The sequence below is a fragment of the Bradyrhizobium sp. LB13.1 genome (genome assembly GCF_054056815.1).
Genome location: NZ_JBSRYQ010000002.1, coordinates 139,420 through 154,192 on the forward strand (window position 1 = coordinate 139,420; position 14,773 = coordinate 154,192).

The following is a 14,773-nucleotide window of genomic DNA, read 5'->3' on the forward strand; positions in this document are numbered from 1 at the left end:
CGCTGACAGAGCGCGGCACGGTCAGTCAGTCGACATCGGCACGCCTGCCGTGACTTCAGCCAGGCGCTCGGTCTCCTCGACGAGCCCTATTCTCGCTTCACCGCGACAAAGAGTCTGCATGATAAATGCTATTCTACCCGGCCGCGCCCAGCTCAAGAGAACGTTGTTGTGATCTCCCGCCGGTCAACGGCGCTGCGGCCCGACTTGTTTCGAGGCTTTTCCAGGGTCGAGCTGCGCAGCGGCTCGAAGACGCAACTGGCGACCGTGCTTCTCACTGATGACGACACCCTCGTCGGGCCCGACGAGCTTGGCATGGCGGAGCCTGCGTTTCGGCGCTTTGGGCAACCGGCGGGCAGCTACATTGCGGTCAGCCCTGCTCCCTCCCCGCCAAGCCTTGACGCGGTTCGCGTCAAGGTTCAGGGCAAGACGCTCGAGGCTGCCGAGATCGGCGCAGTCATCGAGGATATCGTGCATTACCGCTATTCGGACATGGAGATCGCAGCGTTCCTCGTCAGTTCCGCCAATTTCATGACATCCGGAGAGCTAATCGCTCTTACGGAGGCCATGGCAAGAGCCGGGACGCAACTCAGATGGAATGCAAGGACCGTCGTCGACAAGCATTGCATTGGCGGCATTCCGGGCAATCGCACGTCCATGATCGTGGTCCCGATTGTGGCCGCGCACGGACTGATCATCCCCAAGACCTCGTCGCGCGCAATCACGTCGCCTGCCGGAACGGCCGATACCATGGAGGTGCTGGCGCGGGTCGACGTCAGCGTCGAGGAGATGAAGGAAGTCATTGCCGCATGCCGCGGCTGCCTGGTCTGGGGCGGGCACGTCAATCTGTCGCCAGCCGATGACATTCTGATCTCCGTCGAACGACCGCTCAGCCTTGATACGCGCGAGCAGATGGTAGCCTCCATCATGTCGAAGAAATTGGCGGCCGGCTCCACCCACCTCCTGATCGACCTGCCGGTCGGCCCGACGGCGAAACTGACCAATCCCGCCGAAGCGATGCGGCTGCGCAAGCTGTTTGAGTTCGTCGGCGACCATTTCGGAATTACAGTCGAGGTGGTTGTGACGGACGGGCGCCAGCCGATCGGCAACGGCATCGGCCCGGTTCTGGAAGTGGAGGACGTCATGGCGGTGCTCACCAACGATGCCGACGCCCCTATCGACCTGCGCGAAAAGTCGCTGCGGCTCGCGGCGCATCTGCTGGAATACGACCCGCAATTGCGCGGCGGCAGCGGCTATGCGCGCGCCCGCGAACTGCTCGACGGCGGCGCTGCGCTCAAGAAAATGCAGGATATCATCGACGCCAGGGTCCGTCCTCCTGCCGTAACGACCTCGGCAAGCTAACCTTCGACGTCGCGGCCGCCGACGACCGAAATCAACTGCCTCCAGCTGAACCGACTGGGGCGAACCGCAGGCGCGCCGCTCGACAAGGGCGCCGGGATTAAACTGTTGCGCAAGATTGGCGATCGCGTCGAGAAGGGTCAACCGCTCTATCGAATCTATGCCTATGATCAGTCGGAACTCGATTTAGCCACGACCGCCGCAAAGGCGAACTGCGGTTACACCATCGGCACGAAGCACCCGGTAACGGGCGAGACGGCTTCGTGACCACGACCATCATTCAGAGCCTGCCGTCATCGTCCCGCGATGCCACCCGGCTCGCCGCGCGGCTCGGCATTCCCTACCACCTAAATCGCGGTCCATGAATTTCCCGACGGAGAAGTAAAGGTGACGGCCACACCGGCGGCCCCTGTGATCATCATCTATGCATCGCTCGACCGGCCGAACCGGAAACTGATCGCACTGATCTTCGCCGCCGAAACGTTGCGGCGCGGAGGCGCGAAGCGCCTTGTGCTGCTGGCGCCCTATCTCTGCTACATGCGCCAGGACGCCGCTTTCCACCAAGGCGAAGCAATCAGCCAAAGGATCATCGGCGAGCTGATCGCCGGATGCGTCGATCGCGTCGTTACGGTCGACGCACATCTGCACCGAACACCTGACATTGCAACAGTGTTTCCGGGAATCGCATCCGACAATCTCTCGGCGATGCCGGCGATATCAGACGCACTGCGCAAAGCGGGTCTTGATCCGGCGACCTTCCTAGTGGGACCGGACTCGGAATCCGAACCATGGGTCAGCGACCTCGCTGGTAGGCTCGGACTATCCTATTGCATCGCGCAGAAGATCCGGCGCGGTGATCGCTCGGTCGAGATCCGATTTCCGGAGCCTGCCCGCATGTCCGGTCGTCCCGCCCTGATTGTTGACGACATCGTCTCCTCGGGCGGCACCATGGTGGCTTGCGCCAGAGCTCTCAGATTGGCCGGCACGACAACGATCGACGCCGTCGTCACGCATGCGCTGTTCTCCGAAGAGATCTATCGCGACATGATTCAGTCCGGCATTCGCTCGATCCGTTCGACGCACAGTGTGCCGCACTCCACCAACGCAATCGAACTCGACAATCTATTCGTCGACGCCTTGCAAGACGAAATGATGTTCGTAACCATTCCGGAGACAACACGATGGGCGTAACTATCCGGTTTTGCGGTGCGGCTCGCACGGTGACGGGCTCTTGCCACCTCTTTGAAACCCGATCCGGACGCTTTCTGGTCGACTGCGGCTTATGAAGGACAGAAGACCCTGAAGGAGCTGAATTACAAGCCGTTTCCCTTTCGCGCGGCGGACATCGACGCCGTCCTCCTGACCCACGCCCATATCGATCATAGTGGCCTGCTGCCGAAACTCGTCCACAATGGTTTCTCCGGCCGCATCCTGGCAACGCGCGGCACCATCGATCTCTGTTCCTACATGCTGCCCGACGCCGGCAACATCCAGGAGTCCGAGGTCGCGGCGCTGAACCGGCGCAATGCGGCCCTCGGGCGGCCCGAGGTCCGCCCGATCTATACTCAGGCCGATGCGGCTGCCTCGCTGCAGTCGTTCGCGCCAGTCGACTACGAGAAATGGGTCGACGTGATTCCGGGCGTTCGAGCTCGCTACTGGAATGCCGGTCACTTGCTCGGCTCCGCCTCGATCGAGATCGAACTCGCCGACCAGGACCTGCCGCAGATGCCCCTTCGCATTCTTGCCTCCGGCGACATCGGTCCCGACGCAAAACTGCTGCAGCCCGATCCTGAGGCGCCTACAGGCTTCGACTACGTCATTTCAGAATCGACGTATGGCGACAGGGAACGGATGCCGATCACGGCTGATGCGCGCCGGGCTCGTCTGTCCGCAGAAGTCCGCGACGCTGCAGCCCGCAAGGGCGCTGCTCATTCCGGCCTTCGCGGTGGAGCGCACCCAGGAACTGATTGTCGATCTGGTCGACCTGATGGAACGCGGCGAGATTCCGGCTGCACCGATCTTCCTTGATTCGCCGCTCGCGATCCGCGCCACCGAAGTTTTTCGCAAGCACGCATCAAGTCTTGATCCCGCGGTCGACGTCCGTCGATTGCTGAACTCGCCGCAGCTCCGGTTTACTGAAACGGTCGATGAGAGCAAGGCGATCGCCAAGTTGACCGGCTTTCATATCATCATCGCCGCCAGCGGCATGTGCGATGCCGGGCGTATTAGACATCATCTGCGCAATTGGCTTTGGAATGCCAGAGCCACCGTATTGCTGGTCGGCTTTCAGCCCCAGGGAACGCTGGGTCGGATCCTTATCGATGGCGCCAAGGCCGTTCGTATCCAGGGCAACGAGGTCAGGGTTGCGGCGCAGATCCGCAGTATTGACGACTATTCCGGACACGCCGACGGAGCGGAGCTGGCGCGGTGGATCGCCGCGCGTCGCCCGATTCGCCGTGACCTGTTCCTGGTTCATGGCGAGGAACCGGCCATCGCTGGTCTCGCGACACGTACTTCGGGGCAAATCATGCCGGCGCCGCGGGTTATCCAGCCGCTTCTGGATGATGCCTATGAATTGTCAGCCGCGGTGCCGAGGCTTCTCGATGGCTCACATCACCGACGGCTGGCGCCGGAAGCCGTGGTAAGGCTCGACTGGCACAACGACATGTCGAGACTCGTGCTTGACATCAACGATCGCATCGAGGCCGCCGCAGACGATCGCGCGCGCGGCGTTATCGTTCGAAGGCTAAGGCGCGCGCTGGACGAATGAAGCCAGGTCGATCTCACGCCGTGTAGGGCAACATTATCACCCGGCACGGGCTTGGCTCGATGACAACTTTGCCCAGCTTTTTCCGACATCCGGTTATTAACTCCTGATTGAGGCAAATCAAAACTCCGTACGCTGCCGCGTGCGACACTTGTCAATGCTGGTTCAAGGAAACTCATTTGGAGAGAAATGAGCTGGTCCCGGTTGTCTGAACAGAATCTCCGCGTTGATAAGTGGAGCCTCTGCCGGGTTAGGCTGCCAAGCGGATTGGCAGTGGGGTGAAGTAGGCTTGATCACGTGTGCTGCCGTCAAGGCTCGAGTGGGGACGGCGGCGATTGTAGAAGTCGAGATATCTGCCGATCGAGTCGCGCGCCTCGCTGACGGTCTCGTAGGCCCGCAGATACACCTCCTCGTACTTGACGCTGCGCCACAGCCGCTCGACGAACACGTTGTCCCGCCAAGCCCCTTCCATGCTGATGGCGATGCCGTTGCCGGCGAGCACGGCGGTGAAGTCCGCACCGGTGAACTGTGAACCCTGGTCGGTGTTGAAGACGTCAGGCCGGCCGTGCAGCGCCAAGGCATCCTCCAGGGTCTCGACGCAGAAGGCCGCTTCCATCGTGATCGATAACCGCCATGACAATACTCGTCGGGTAGCCCAATCGAGCACGACAGCGAGATACACGAAGCCGCGCGCCATCGGGATGTAAGTGATGTCCATCGCCCAGACCTGGTTCGGACGCGTGATCTCCATGCCGCGCAGCAGATACGGATAAATCTTGTGGCCGGGCTCCGGCTTCGTGGTTCGGGGGCGGCGATAGAGCGCTTCTATCCCCATCCGCCGCATCAGCGTTTTGACATGCCGGCGGCCGATCTTGCACCCCTCGGCAGCAGCAGGCCTCTCAACATCCGCGAACCGGCGAAAGGAAACTCCAGATGCAGCCGATCGAGACGCCGCATGGACCGCGAGATCGGCGTCCGACACCGGGCGCGGCAGGTAATAGACGCTGCCACGGCTGATCTGCAAGACTTCCGCTTGCTTCGTGATCGACAAATCGTGCTCGCGGTCGATCATCGCTTTGCGCTCAGCAATCCCGCCTTGGTGAGCGCACCTTCTAAAAAATCGTTCTCCAGCGTCAGCTCGCCGATCTTGGCGTGCAGCGACTTTACGTCCACAGCCGGCACACTTCCAGATCCGAAAACCTCGGAAGCTCCTCCCTCGAGCTGCGCCTTCCACGCCATAATCTGATTGGGATGGACGTCAAATTGCTCAGCCAGTTGAGCTATCGTTCGGTCGCCATTCACGGCAGCGAGTGCCACCTTGGCCTTGAAAGCCGGCGTGTGGTTCCGGCGCGGTCGTCTGCTCATGGTCTCTCCTGTTCGCGGCGATTATCGCCGCCGTCAGGCAGAAACTCCACTTATCCTCCTGTTCACATTTGCGGGGCCAGCTCTCTCGACGATGGCCTCGTTGGGTTTGGCAACGCCGCGCACGCCGGTCGTCACGTTGTGGCACCATTGCTCGCCAAGCAGAAATGCCTGCGCAAACAGGTTGAACGGTGCAGCTTCCCACTCCGGCCGGGCGAAACGCCGATCCTGCGGCTGCGGCTTGATCAGAGACCAGGGGCCATGACCGGCTGCGAAGAATTGCTGGGATGCTTCGAGAAGCCGTTCGGCGTCCCGGACCGCCTCCTGCGAATTCTCAAGCTGCCGCTGTGGCGAGGCCGCCAAATGCGAAAGCCAGTCGGTATAGGCCAGCAACAGTGCGATGGGCGAGATGCCCCCGCTGAACCGCGCCAACGTCGCATGAAACGCGCGATCAGCGAGGTTGGACTCGCCCACCGTCGGATGCTGGGTCTGCGTTACGTCTACGCCGCTCAGGGCGACCGCGCGCACAGGCGCCGGCAGGACCGGTGCCTCCGGCGTTGGCATGACCGAATTCGCTGGCATGGACTGATCAGCTCAGCGGACGGGTTCTAAACAGACTTGACGCGCCCTCGATCACCCGTTCGCCGTTCTTGAATACCTGATCGCAATCGCGGCGGATGAACTCAAGCTGATGCTTACTGCATTCTTCGTACATCGTTCTCAAGTCCCTGACGGAATGCGCGCCGGCCAATTTCGAGGCAAATTCCGCAAAGAGGTGCATTTCGGTTTGCGTTCGATCGAGGAATTCATTGCCGAGGATAACACACTCCTCGAGCATCAATTTCTGGGCACCAAACAGGAAGCTCGCGGCACGCTCTTTCGCCCTCGCCATTTGCGCTTCGGCCTCCGTCGTTGCCTGCTTCGGGTTCGCAGTAGCCGCTTCGGAAAATTCTGGCCTGGACATGTTGACCTCTGGTCTTGGATGCACCTGATTTTTACGTTCTAGCGCCCAACCACACATTGAGCTGTATCAAGTGGGGCTCCGATGATCCCGCGGGCAATCACGTCATAAATTGCCCTCCATTGATTGAAATCGTGGATCCCGTGATGAAGCCGGCTTCCTCGGCAACGAGGAATACCACCGCGCGGGCGATTTCCTCGGGCTCGCCGAGGCGGCTGACGGGGATCAACGGCAGGATGTTTCTCTCCAGCACGTCCTTGGGCACCGCCTGCACCATTTCGGTATTGATATAACCGGGACAGATCGCATTCACGGTGATGCCGCCCTTGGCGTTCTCCAACGCCAGGGCCTTGGTGAAGCCGATATCGCCGGCCTTTGCCGCCGAATAATTGACCTGGCCGAACTGTCCCTTTTGGCCGTTGATCGATGAGATGTTGACGACCCGGCCGAATTTGCGGGCGCGCATGCCCTCGATCACCTGTCGGGTCATGTTGAACAGCGAGCCGAGGTTGGTGTTGATGACCGCATTCCACTGATCGATCGTCATCTTGTGAAACGCACCGTCCTTGGTGATGCCGGCATTATTGATCAGCACGTCGATCGGACCGAGGTCGGCTTCGACCTTCTTGACACCAGCGACACAGGCATCGAACGAGCTGACGTCCCATTTGTAGACGGGAATGTCTGTCTCGGCCTTGAATTTCTTCGCCGCCGTGTCGTTGCCGGCGTAGCTTGCGGCAACCCTGTAGCCAGCAACCTTCAAGGCCTTGCTGATCGCTGCGCCAACGCCGCGCGTTCCTCCCGTTACCAACGCTATCCGTGCCATCATCTCTACCTCGGTTATTCGTCACGCTCAGGCTGCACGAGAGTTCGATAGAGCCATTGATCCAGCGCAATGGCGGGCGAATTGCTCTCGTCGCGATCGTTCAACTGAAATCTGGTCGGAGGAGGTTGCCGCCTTCACGTGGCTAATCGCGGCGCACGATAGCCCAATTGAGGCACATCAACGGCCTATGCGATCTTTCGGGGCAAGAACCGTCAAATCGATTTCCCTGGAGATGGTAATGACCGCTCCGCAGCAAACGACGGGCGCAGGCCGCACGTTCTGGTGCGAACCCACGGATGGTCTCCTGGCCGAACTTAGTACCCAGCTGACCGGGCTTACCCAGGAGGAGGCCGAAAGACGATTGCGGATTTACGGTCCCAACCGGTTCGAGGCCACTCACGGCGAATCTTTGCTCGTCAAATTCGGCAGACGCGCTCTCAATCCACTTGTGGCGCTTCTGATCGCAGCCGCCGCGGTTTCCGGCATCAGCGGTGACTTTGGCAGCTTCTTCATCATTGTCCTGGTTCTGACGCTTTCCATGACTCTCGACGTCGTGCAGGAGCACCGCGCGGAACAAGAGGCTGAGGCGCTGCGGCACTCCGTTGCGGTCCGCGCCGACGTCATGCGCGACCGCAAACAGGTTACGCAGCCCGTCAGCACCCTTGTCCCGGGCGATATTGTAATGTTGCGAACCGGCGGCCTCGTTCCCGCAGACGGCATTGTGCTGGAATCGGACAATCTTCAGCTCGACGAATCCATCCTGACGGGAGAACCGTTTCCGGCGCGCAAGAACAACACACCATGTCCTGCCATAGAGCTTGCCGATGCGAGTAACGCGCTGTTTGCAGGCACTTCCGCGGTTGCCGGGACGGCAATTATGCTGATCGTCGAGACCGGTCCCCGCACGCGTTTTGGGGCGATCGCATCAGCCCTCGCCGCCAATGTCCCGCCGACGGCCTTGGAACAGGGCGTCCGGCATCTCGGACTTCTGATCCTGCGCCTTACAATTTTTCTGACGCTGTTCGTGCTGCTTGCCCACCTCGCCTCCGACCGGCCGGCCATGCAGTCGATCCTCTTTGCCGTGGCGCTGGCGGTTGGGCTTACGCCTGAGCTATTGCCGATGGTGATGACCGTGACGCTCGCGCGTGGGGCCAAGCGGATGGCCTTGCAGAAGGTAATCGTCAAACGGCTTTCGGCGATCCACGACCTTGGCGCCATGGACGTGCTCTGCGTTGACAAGACGGGCACCTTGACCGAAGCCAAAATAACGCTCGCTGACAGCGTCGATTGGCAGGGTCAAAAAAGCGATCGCGTGCTCCAACTAGCGCGGATCAACAGCCAATTTCAATCGGGCGTTCGCAGCACCCTAGACGAGGCCATTCTCGCAGGTCAGGCGAAGGCACCCGAATGGGTGCGCCGGGGCGAACTGCCCTTCGATTTCAGCAGGCGATGCCTGTCGATTTCGGCCGAACGCGGCGGCGGGATTCTTCTTGTTACAAAAGGTGCTCCGGAAGCCATCCTATCCCGTGCGGTGGCTGTCGAAGTCGACGGCCTGGCCCATCCGCTTGACGATATCCGGCGAAACCGCCTTGACGCCGAGCAGCGCCGGCTGAACGAACAGGGGTTTCGTTTGCTTGGCGTCGGAATCAGGTCCCTCCCTGCCGAGGAAGCGAGCTTGACGCTCGACGATGAAGCAAATCTGACATTTGCCGGCTTTTGCGTTTTTGCCGACCCGCCGAAGGCCGATGCCGCACAGGCAGTCGCCGATTTGGCGGCACTCGGGATCAGACTTAAGATCATCTCGGGCGATCAGAGCGCGGTCGTGCAGCATGTGGCGAATGCCGTCGGCCTCGCGCGCGACACCGTTCTGACCGGCGCCGATATCGCTCAGCTCACCGATGTCGGCCTTGCGGCAAAGGTCGAGCAGGTCGACCTGTTCGCTCGCGTCGATCCCGATCAAAAGAAGCGCATCATCGACGCACTCCGGATGCGCGGCCATGTTACAGGCTTCCTCGGTGACGGCCTCAATGATGCCCCCGCGATCCACGCCGCCCATGTCGGTCTGTCCGTCGAGGGAGCAACGGATGTGGCCCGCGCAGCAGCAGATATGATTCTGTTGGCATCCGACCTCAATGTGCTTGCCGAGGGTGTTCGCGAAGGCCGGCGCACGTTCGCCAATATCCTGAAATACGTCCGCATGGGCACCAGTTCCAACTTTGGAAACATGCTGTCCATGGCGCTGGCCTCGATCATGCTCCCGTTCCTGCCACTGCTTCCGCTGCAGATCCTGTTGAACAACCTGCTTTATGATCTTTCTGAGATCGGGATCCCCTTCGATGCCGTAGACGCGGAGGACACAGCGCGGCCGCGCTCATGGGATATGAAGTCTATTCTGCGATTCACGATGATGATGGGGGCGGTCTCATCCCTGTTCGACGCCACCACGTTCGTCATTTTTCTGAAGGGCTTCGGCACTGATGCCGCGCAATTCCAGACCGGTTGGTTTGTGGAGTCGATCGCAACGCAGGTTCTGGTGATATTCCTGATCCGAACCCGGCGAGTCCCGTGGCGTGCCACACCGGTCCATCTCGCCTTGACTGTCACTTCGCTAAGTGCGCTCGCAGCAGGCGTCTCCCTCGTGGCCAGCCCGCTGCAACGTTTCTTTGGGTTTGTGCCACTTTCGTGGCCGCTGATCGGTGCGATAGCCGCCGTGACAGTGGCCTATCTAGCAGCCGCCGAAGCCGCGAAGCACTTTGCGCTCCGCGGATCCTGATCCTGCGGAAGCGCACAAAACGCCTAGCACCTCAGCGCGCCGGCTCGCCGAGATGGAATCGGCGGCGTCCCAGCGCGATGATTTCGCGATCTGTCGGATGATCGCAGGCCTCTGCGTGGAGCTCGCGCGTTTTTGTCGAGGCCAGGCCTTCCTGGAGATGCTTCAACAGCAGGGTTTTCTCAGTTCCGGGACCCACGATGAGGATCGCTTCACTATTCTTCAGCATCTCGTCAATCCGAGGAAGGAAAGTCGGATCCTCGACCGCCTTGCCGGAGCCGATGGCGTTGGCCTTGTGATGCAGATGCCCGAACGGCGCGCAGGTAACGTTCGAATTGCTGCTGGCCAGGCACAAGACGCTTCTGAGGGAAACCTTCCGGCAGTACTGGAACGTCGTCGCAGACGAAGTCCCGCTTCCCTAATTTTAACCGTGCAGGGGTCTCAGGCCAAGAAGCGCTTCCCCTGGTTCCCGTGCATGGCTAGACTCGTTATTCTGTATCGCGTGAGGAAGTTCGTAATGGCCCGCAAGAACCTTCAAGTCTCAGAAGCGCCCGAGAATGCCGCCAGGCCACGGCCGCGCAATGTCTTGATCTATATTCGGGTCTCGACTGAAAAACAGTCAAATAACCAGTTGAGCCTGGATTCGCAGGAAGACAATTTAATCACGCGTTGCAAGCGCGACGGTGACAACATCGTCGGCATCTTCCGCGAGGAGGGCGAAACCGCCACCAACATGAAGCGGCCAGCCTTCGAGCAAATGATCGCGCGCGCGACCGATGGCACGCGCGCGGTCGACGCGATCATGGTGTATTCGTTTTCCCGCGCGTTTCGCAACCAGGTCGAGCAGGAGCTCACCGTTCAAACGCTGCGCAAGCACAAGGTGGAATTGATCTCGCACGCCGAACCGCTGGCGAACGACGACACCGGCGACATGTTTAGGAAGTTCATCGGTATCGTGAACGAATACCAGTCTAAGGAAACGGCCCGTTCCACCATGAGAACGATGAAGGCCAATGCTCAGCTCGGCTACTCCAACGGCGGCATCATTCCTTTTGGCTACAAGTCGATTGACGCAGAAGTCATCGGCAACAAGCAGAAGAAGAAACTTGCCATCGAGCCGGTCGAAGCGGAGATCGTGATCCGCGCCTTCGATCTGGCCAAGAACGGTGACGGCAATAGCGGCCCGCTCGGAACGAAGAAGATCGCGGAGTGGCTGAACGCGCGCGGCTATCGCTCGCGCAACGGTTCGCTGTTCGGGACCGGCACGATTCACGAAATTCTCACGCGCCGCGCCTATAGCGGCGTCCGGACCTTCAACGAGTTTGATCGGAAGGGCAACGGCGAGCGCAAGGCGCAGTCCGAGATCGTCGAATACGAAATCCCTGTTATCATCGACCAGTCGACCTTCGAGGCGGTCCAGGCCTTGCTGGAGTCGCGCCGGCCGCGGTCTCGTGGGCCGCGGCTCGCCTCGGCGCCGTCCTTGCTGGGCGGTCTTGTCCGCTGCGACTGTGCCAAGTCCTGTGCCCTGACCACTGCTACCACCGGCACGTCTCGGACCGGCGTCATCTACAGCTATTACAAATGCATCCAATCAATCAAAAAAGGGCAGCACAAGCACGGTGACGGCGCCTCCTGCAGCAAAAGCAAGATTCCGCGGCCCGTCATCGAGAAGCTCGTGGTCGAGGCCCTGCTGGATCAGCTCCTGCAGCCCGAACGGGTCACGGCCATCCTGACTAGCTTGAGGGCCCGCCGCGACGACCGGCAGGCCTCGGCTGACCGTCGCCTGGTTGATCTCGCCCGGCAGGCTACCGACGCAGAAGAACGCCTCTCGCGTCTCTATGCCTCGATCGAGGCAGGTACCATCGACGGTACGGACCCGACGCTGAAAGAACGAGTGGCCGCCTTGAAGACGACCCGGGACCGGGCGCTTGAGGCCCTCGATTATGCCAAGAAGTCCAGCGCGGTCCCGATCGAGATCGATCCGGTTGCCATCGACCGCTTCACCCGTTTGATGCGCGAACAACTCCTGTCGGGAGATGTGGCTGCCCGGAAGGCCTACCTCAGCGCTATCGTGGATGCCATCGTCGTCAGCGACCACACCATCCGCATCATCGGCTCAAATGACAATATCAGGGCCACGCTCGGCCCGAACGGCGAACCGAGAACCCCGGTTCGCAAATCTGTTCAGGAATGGTGCCCAGGGGCGGAATCGAACCCGGAGCTCAAGGTTACGATTCCTGCACTCGCTTATCTCGTCCGCTCATGGCCGCTTGCTTTGTCGCGCCCCTCTGCGTCAACGTCCTGGTTCGCGTCTCGGCGCCGGCTCCTGGTCAGCTCCGAAAGCTCATTCTTCAGCGCATGCTGGCGCGTTTCGACAGCGGGCATGTCGTTGACGAATTGACGGATCTGTCGCGCGAGCGCGTCATCGCGCGCCGTCCCAGAGCGCTGCAGCTCGGCCGCGAAGTCGACATATCGCTGCCGGATTGCGTCCTGACGTGACCGGATCCGGGCGTCCCAAGGTCGTTCTGTCGGCTTGCCTCCCCTCACCTCACGGAGAACTTCCTCCCGCGCTAGCCGATCGACCTCCGGCGCAATCTTTCGCTTGCGCAAAGCGAGCACCGCCCCCCGATCGGCCTTTCGAACCCGTCCGCGGGTTCGCCGCGGCGTTGCCTCCGCCGCGAACCCGCGTAGCCGGAGTTCACCAGCAAACCGCTCGCGCCAGGCCTGAAGATCCGCCTTGCGGGGGTTGAGGCGCCTGCCGTCATGACCCAGGGACCGAACGGTCAAGTGCACGTGGGGATGCTTATCATCGAGGTGCTGGACGAAGACGTAGTCGTGATTGTAGCCGAACGTCTCGATGGCAAATGCCCGCGCCGAATCCTTGACAGCGACCGCATCGGTTCCAGCCGGCATTGACAGAATGATGTTGATCGAGAGCGATCCATCACGGCGGCGCTTGTCGTCGAGACCGACATCATCCTCCCATCGTTGCTGCAGGTCCTTCAATCCGGACGGCCCCATCATCGTCGTGCCCTGCTCTGTTTCCGCATCGAGCTCGCCATTTCGCGTGATGTACGCCAAGTGCGATTTGAGATGCGCCGCATCTTTGGTGCGGCCGGTGATCTTGACCATCACCTCTGGTGCCCGGCGCACGATGCGTTCGAGCTTTGCACGCATCGCCGGCGTCAGGCGGCCGGGAGCAGCCGGATCGGGGATATCCCACTCAGCCCGTCGTGGGCGACGATTGGGCGTCTCCCAGACATACGAGATCGGCGGAAGTTCGGAGGCCAGGTCGGTCGGCCGCGGCGAGGAGCGCCGACTCATCGCCTCCCATCCCAATAGTCCGCGTTGCCGTGCAGCGCATTACGCAGTTGCGCGAGCTCTTTTTCAATCACCAGCTTGGTCTCCCGAATTGCGGACAGATTGGGCTCAACCGCCCTGCCCTGCAGCACACTGGTGTTTGCCGCACGCGCGATCTGGTTGATGTTGCCACCGATCCGGTTGAGCTCGCGAACGATCGCTCGAAGCGCGTCATGCTCGCTCGGGGAATGCTGCACTGGCGATCCCAATCGCGAGCGCACCAGCGCGACGATCCACCCGGTTCGGGTCATGCCACGCTGATGTGATACTTCCGCGAGCTGCCGCATCTCGCTTTCGCGAAACCGCACCGTCACCTTCTCCGGCCGTCCGACCGGCAACGCCAAGATGCGCGGCTCTGGCGCAGCTAGTGCATCGGCAATGAGACGCCGCAGCAGCGCGGACTTGCCGCCCTTGGTAGCGGCAAGAACTGAGAACTCCGCCGCGACTTCGTCGGGGACGCGAAGCGAGATCAGAGCCATGCACTCCAATCCCAATCGCGATGTAATACATCGCTGGCGCGAAGCCTATCCTGCACTAGGGTCTGTTGGGATTCATCTGGAGTTTATCGCGGCCGCGGCCAGATAGATCATTGAAGTGAAGCTCTGGTCGGTCTTGTCGGCGCGCATTGCGATGCGCTTGAATTCCTTGAGCTTGCCGAAGAAGTTCTCGATGAGATGCCGCCATTTGTACATCTCCTTGTCGATGGCGAGAGGCTGTGCACGGCGCGGATGCTGGGAGATGACGACTTTGGCGCCACGCGCTTCGAGCTCGGCGATGATGGCGTTGCTATCGAAGGCCTTATCAGCGATCAGCGCGTTGAAGGCCAATCCCTCGATGAGCGGCGGCACGCCCACCGTATCGAAACGCTGTCCCGGCAGGAGCACGAAGCGCACGAGATTGCCGAGCGCATCGGTGAGCGCCAGAATTTTGGTGGTCATGCCGCCTTTCGAGCGGCCGATCGCCTGGCTTTGCGTCCCCCTTTTGCGCCCTGACCGTGGCGGTGGACCTTGACGATGGTGGCGTCGACCATGGCGTATTCCATGTCGGGATCGTCGGAGATGGCCTCGAACAGCCGCTTCCAGACATCCGCCTTCACCCAGTCGCGAAAGCGCGTGAATGTGCTATTCCAGTGGCCGAACATCGCCGGCAGATCCCGCCAGGGACTGCCGGTTCGGGCGATCCACAGAACGGCCTCGACAAACAGTCGGTTGTCCTTGCCGCTGCGGCCCGGATCTCCCGGCTTGCCAAGACAATGCGGCTCCATCTTCGCCCATTGGGCGTCAGTCAAAACGAATCGGTCCATCCCAAGCTTGAATCACAACCAAGCCCCGATGAGAATCCTGAATCCCAACAGACCCTAGAAAACGCGAA

10 protein-coding genes and 4 pseudogenes are annotated in these 14,773 nt (G+C 61.0%); 5 read left to right on the forward strand and 9 right to left on the reverse strand.

Annotated features, from left to right (window positions below; all coding sequences use genetic code 11):
- Positions 1 to 114: 114 nt before the first annotated feature.
- The 3 genes and pseudogenes from ACVWYI_RS38010 (at position 115) to ACVWYI_RS38020 (ending at position 4,126) form a co-directional block, all read left to right on the forward strand.
- Positions 115 to 1,623: pseudogene (locus ACVWYI_RS38010) on the forward strand (thymidine phosphorylase family protein).
- A 120-nt stretch (positions 1,624 to 1,743) separates the two neighbouring features.
- A complete protein-coding gene (locus ACVWYI_RS38015; RefSeq protein ID WP_456664720.1) occupies positions 1,744 to 2,547 on the forward strand; it encodes a ribose-phosphate diphosphokinase in 804 nt (267 codons plus the stop codon).
- A pseudogene (locus ACVWYI_RS38020) lies at positions 2,538 to 4,126 on the forward strand (MBL fold metallo-hydrolase RNA specificity domain-containing protein). Before ACVWYI_RS38015 ends, ACVWYI_RS38020 begins: the two are co-directional and overlap by 10 nt.
- Before the next feature lie 247 nt (positions 4,127 to 4,373).
- Here the strand turns inward: ACVWYI_RS38020 and ACVWYI_RS38025 are convergent.
- From ACVWYI_RS38025 to phbB, 5 genes are all read right to left on the reverse strand, one after another.
- On the reverse strand, positions 4,374 to 5,195 hold the full coding sequence (locus ACVWYI_RS38025; RefSeq protein WP_456664721.1) for an IS3 family transposase: 822 nt from the start codon (positions 5,193 to 5,195) through the stop codon (positions 4,374 to 4,376).
- Positions 5,192 to 5,488: a transposase gene (locus ACVWYI_RS38030; protein ID WP_456664722.1), complete on the reverse strand. Its 297-nt coding sequence runs from the start codon at positions 5,486 to 5,488 to the stop codon at positions 5,192 to 5,194. The genes ACVWYI_RS38025 and ACVWYI_RS38030 overlap by 4 nt, the downstream gene beginning before the upstream one ends.
- A 33-nt stretch (positions 5,489 to 5,521) precedes the next feature.
- Positions 5,522 to 6,013, reverse strand: a complete 492-nt coding sequence (locus ACVWYI_RS38035; protein ID WP_456664723.1) for a poly-beta-hydroxybutyrate polymerase N-terminal domain-containing protein — start codon at positions 6,011 to 6,013, stop codon at positions 5,522 to 5,524.
- A 61-nt stretch (positions 6,014 to 6,074) separates the two neighbouring features.
- Complete coding sequence (locus ACVWYI_RS38040; RefSeq protein WP_456664724.1) at positions 6,075 to 6,449, reverse strand: hypothetical protein; 375 nt, start codon at positions 6,447 to 6,449, stop codon at positions 6,075 to 6,077.
- A 97-nt stretch (positions 6,450 to 6,546) separates the two neighbouring features.
- On the reverse strand, positions 6,547 to 7,272 hold the full coding sequence (gene phbB / locus ACVWYI_RS38045; protein WP_456664832.1) for an acetoacetyl-CoA reductase: 726 nt from the start codon (positions 7,270 to 7,272) through the stop codon (positions 6,547 to 6,549).
- A gap of 238 nt (positions 7,273 to 7,510) precedes the next feature.
- On the opposite strand from phbB, the gene mgtA reads away from it, so the two are divergent.
- Entirely contained in the window at positions 7,511 to 10,045 is a 2,535-nt protein-coding gene (mgtA, locus tag ACVWYI_RS38050) for a magnesium-translocating P-type ATPase (RefSeq protein ID WP_456664725.1), read from the forward strand.
- A gap of 31 nt (positions 10,046 to 10,076) precedes the next feature.
- Here the strand turns inward: mgtA and ACVWYI_RS38055 are convergent, their stop codons facing one another.
- A complete protein-coding gene (locus ACVWYI_RS38055) occupies positions 10,077 to 10,397 on the reverse strand; it encodes a hypothetical protein (protein WP_456664726.1) in 321 nt (106 codons plus the stop codon).
- Positions 10,398 to 10,559: 162 nt separating this feature from the next.
- Between ACVWYI_RS38055 and ACVWYI_RS38060 the strand changes: the two are divergent.
- Positions 10,560 to 11,468, forward strand: a pseudogene (locus tag ACVWYI_RS38060) (recombinase family protein); the annotation flags it as partial.
- An 821-nt stretch (positions 11,469 to 12,289) separates the two neighbouring features.
- On the opposite strand, the gene ACVWYI_RS38065 reads toward ACVWYI_RS38060, so the two are convergent.
- From ACVWYI_RS38065 to ACVWYI_RS38075, 3 genes and pseudogenes are all read right to left on the reverse strand, one after another.
- Positions 12,290 to 13,366 carry a relaxase/mobilization nuclease domain-containing protein gene (locus tag ACVWYI_RS38065; RefSeq protein WP_456664727.1) on the reverse strand — a complete coding sequence of 359 codons (1,077 nt, stop codon included), beginning with the start codon at positions 13,364 to 13,366 and terminating at the stop codon, positions 12,290 to 12,292.
- Positions 13,363 to 13,881 (reverse strand): MobC family plasmid mobilization relaxosome protein, encoded by a 519-nt coding sequence (locus ACVWYI_RS38070; RefSeq protein WP_456664728.1) that lies wholly within the window; start codon positions 13,879 to 13,881, stop codon positions 13,363 to 13,365. The genes ACVWYI_RS38065 and ACVWYI_RS38070 overlap by 4 nt, the downstream gene beginning before the upstream one ends.
- Before the next feature lie 72 nt (positions 13,882 to 13,953).
- Positions 13,954 to 14,705 (reverse strand): annotated as a pseudogene (locus ACVWYI_RS38075) (IS5 family transposase).
- Positions 14,706 to 14,773: the final 68 nt, after the last annotated feature.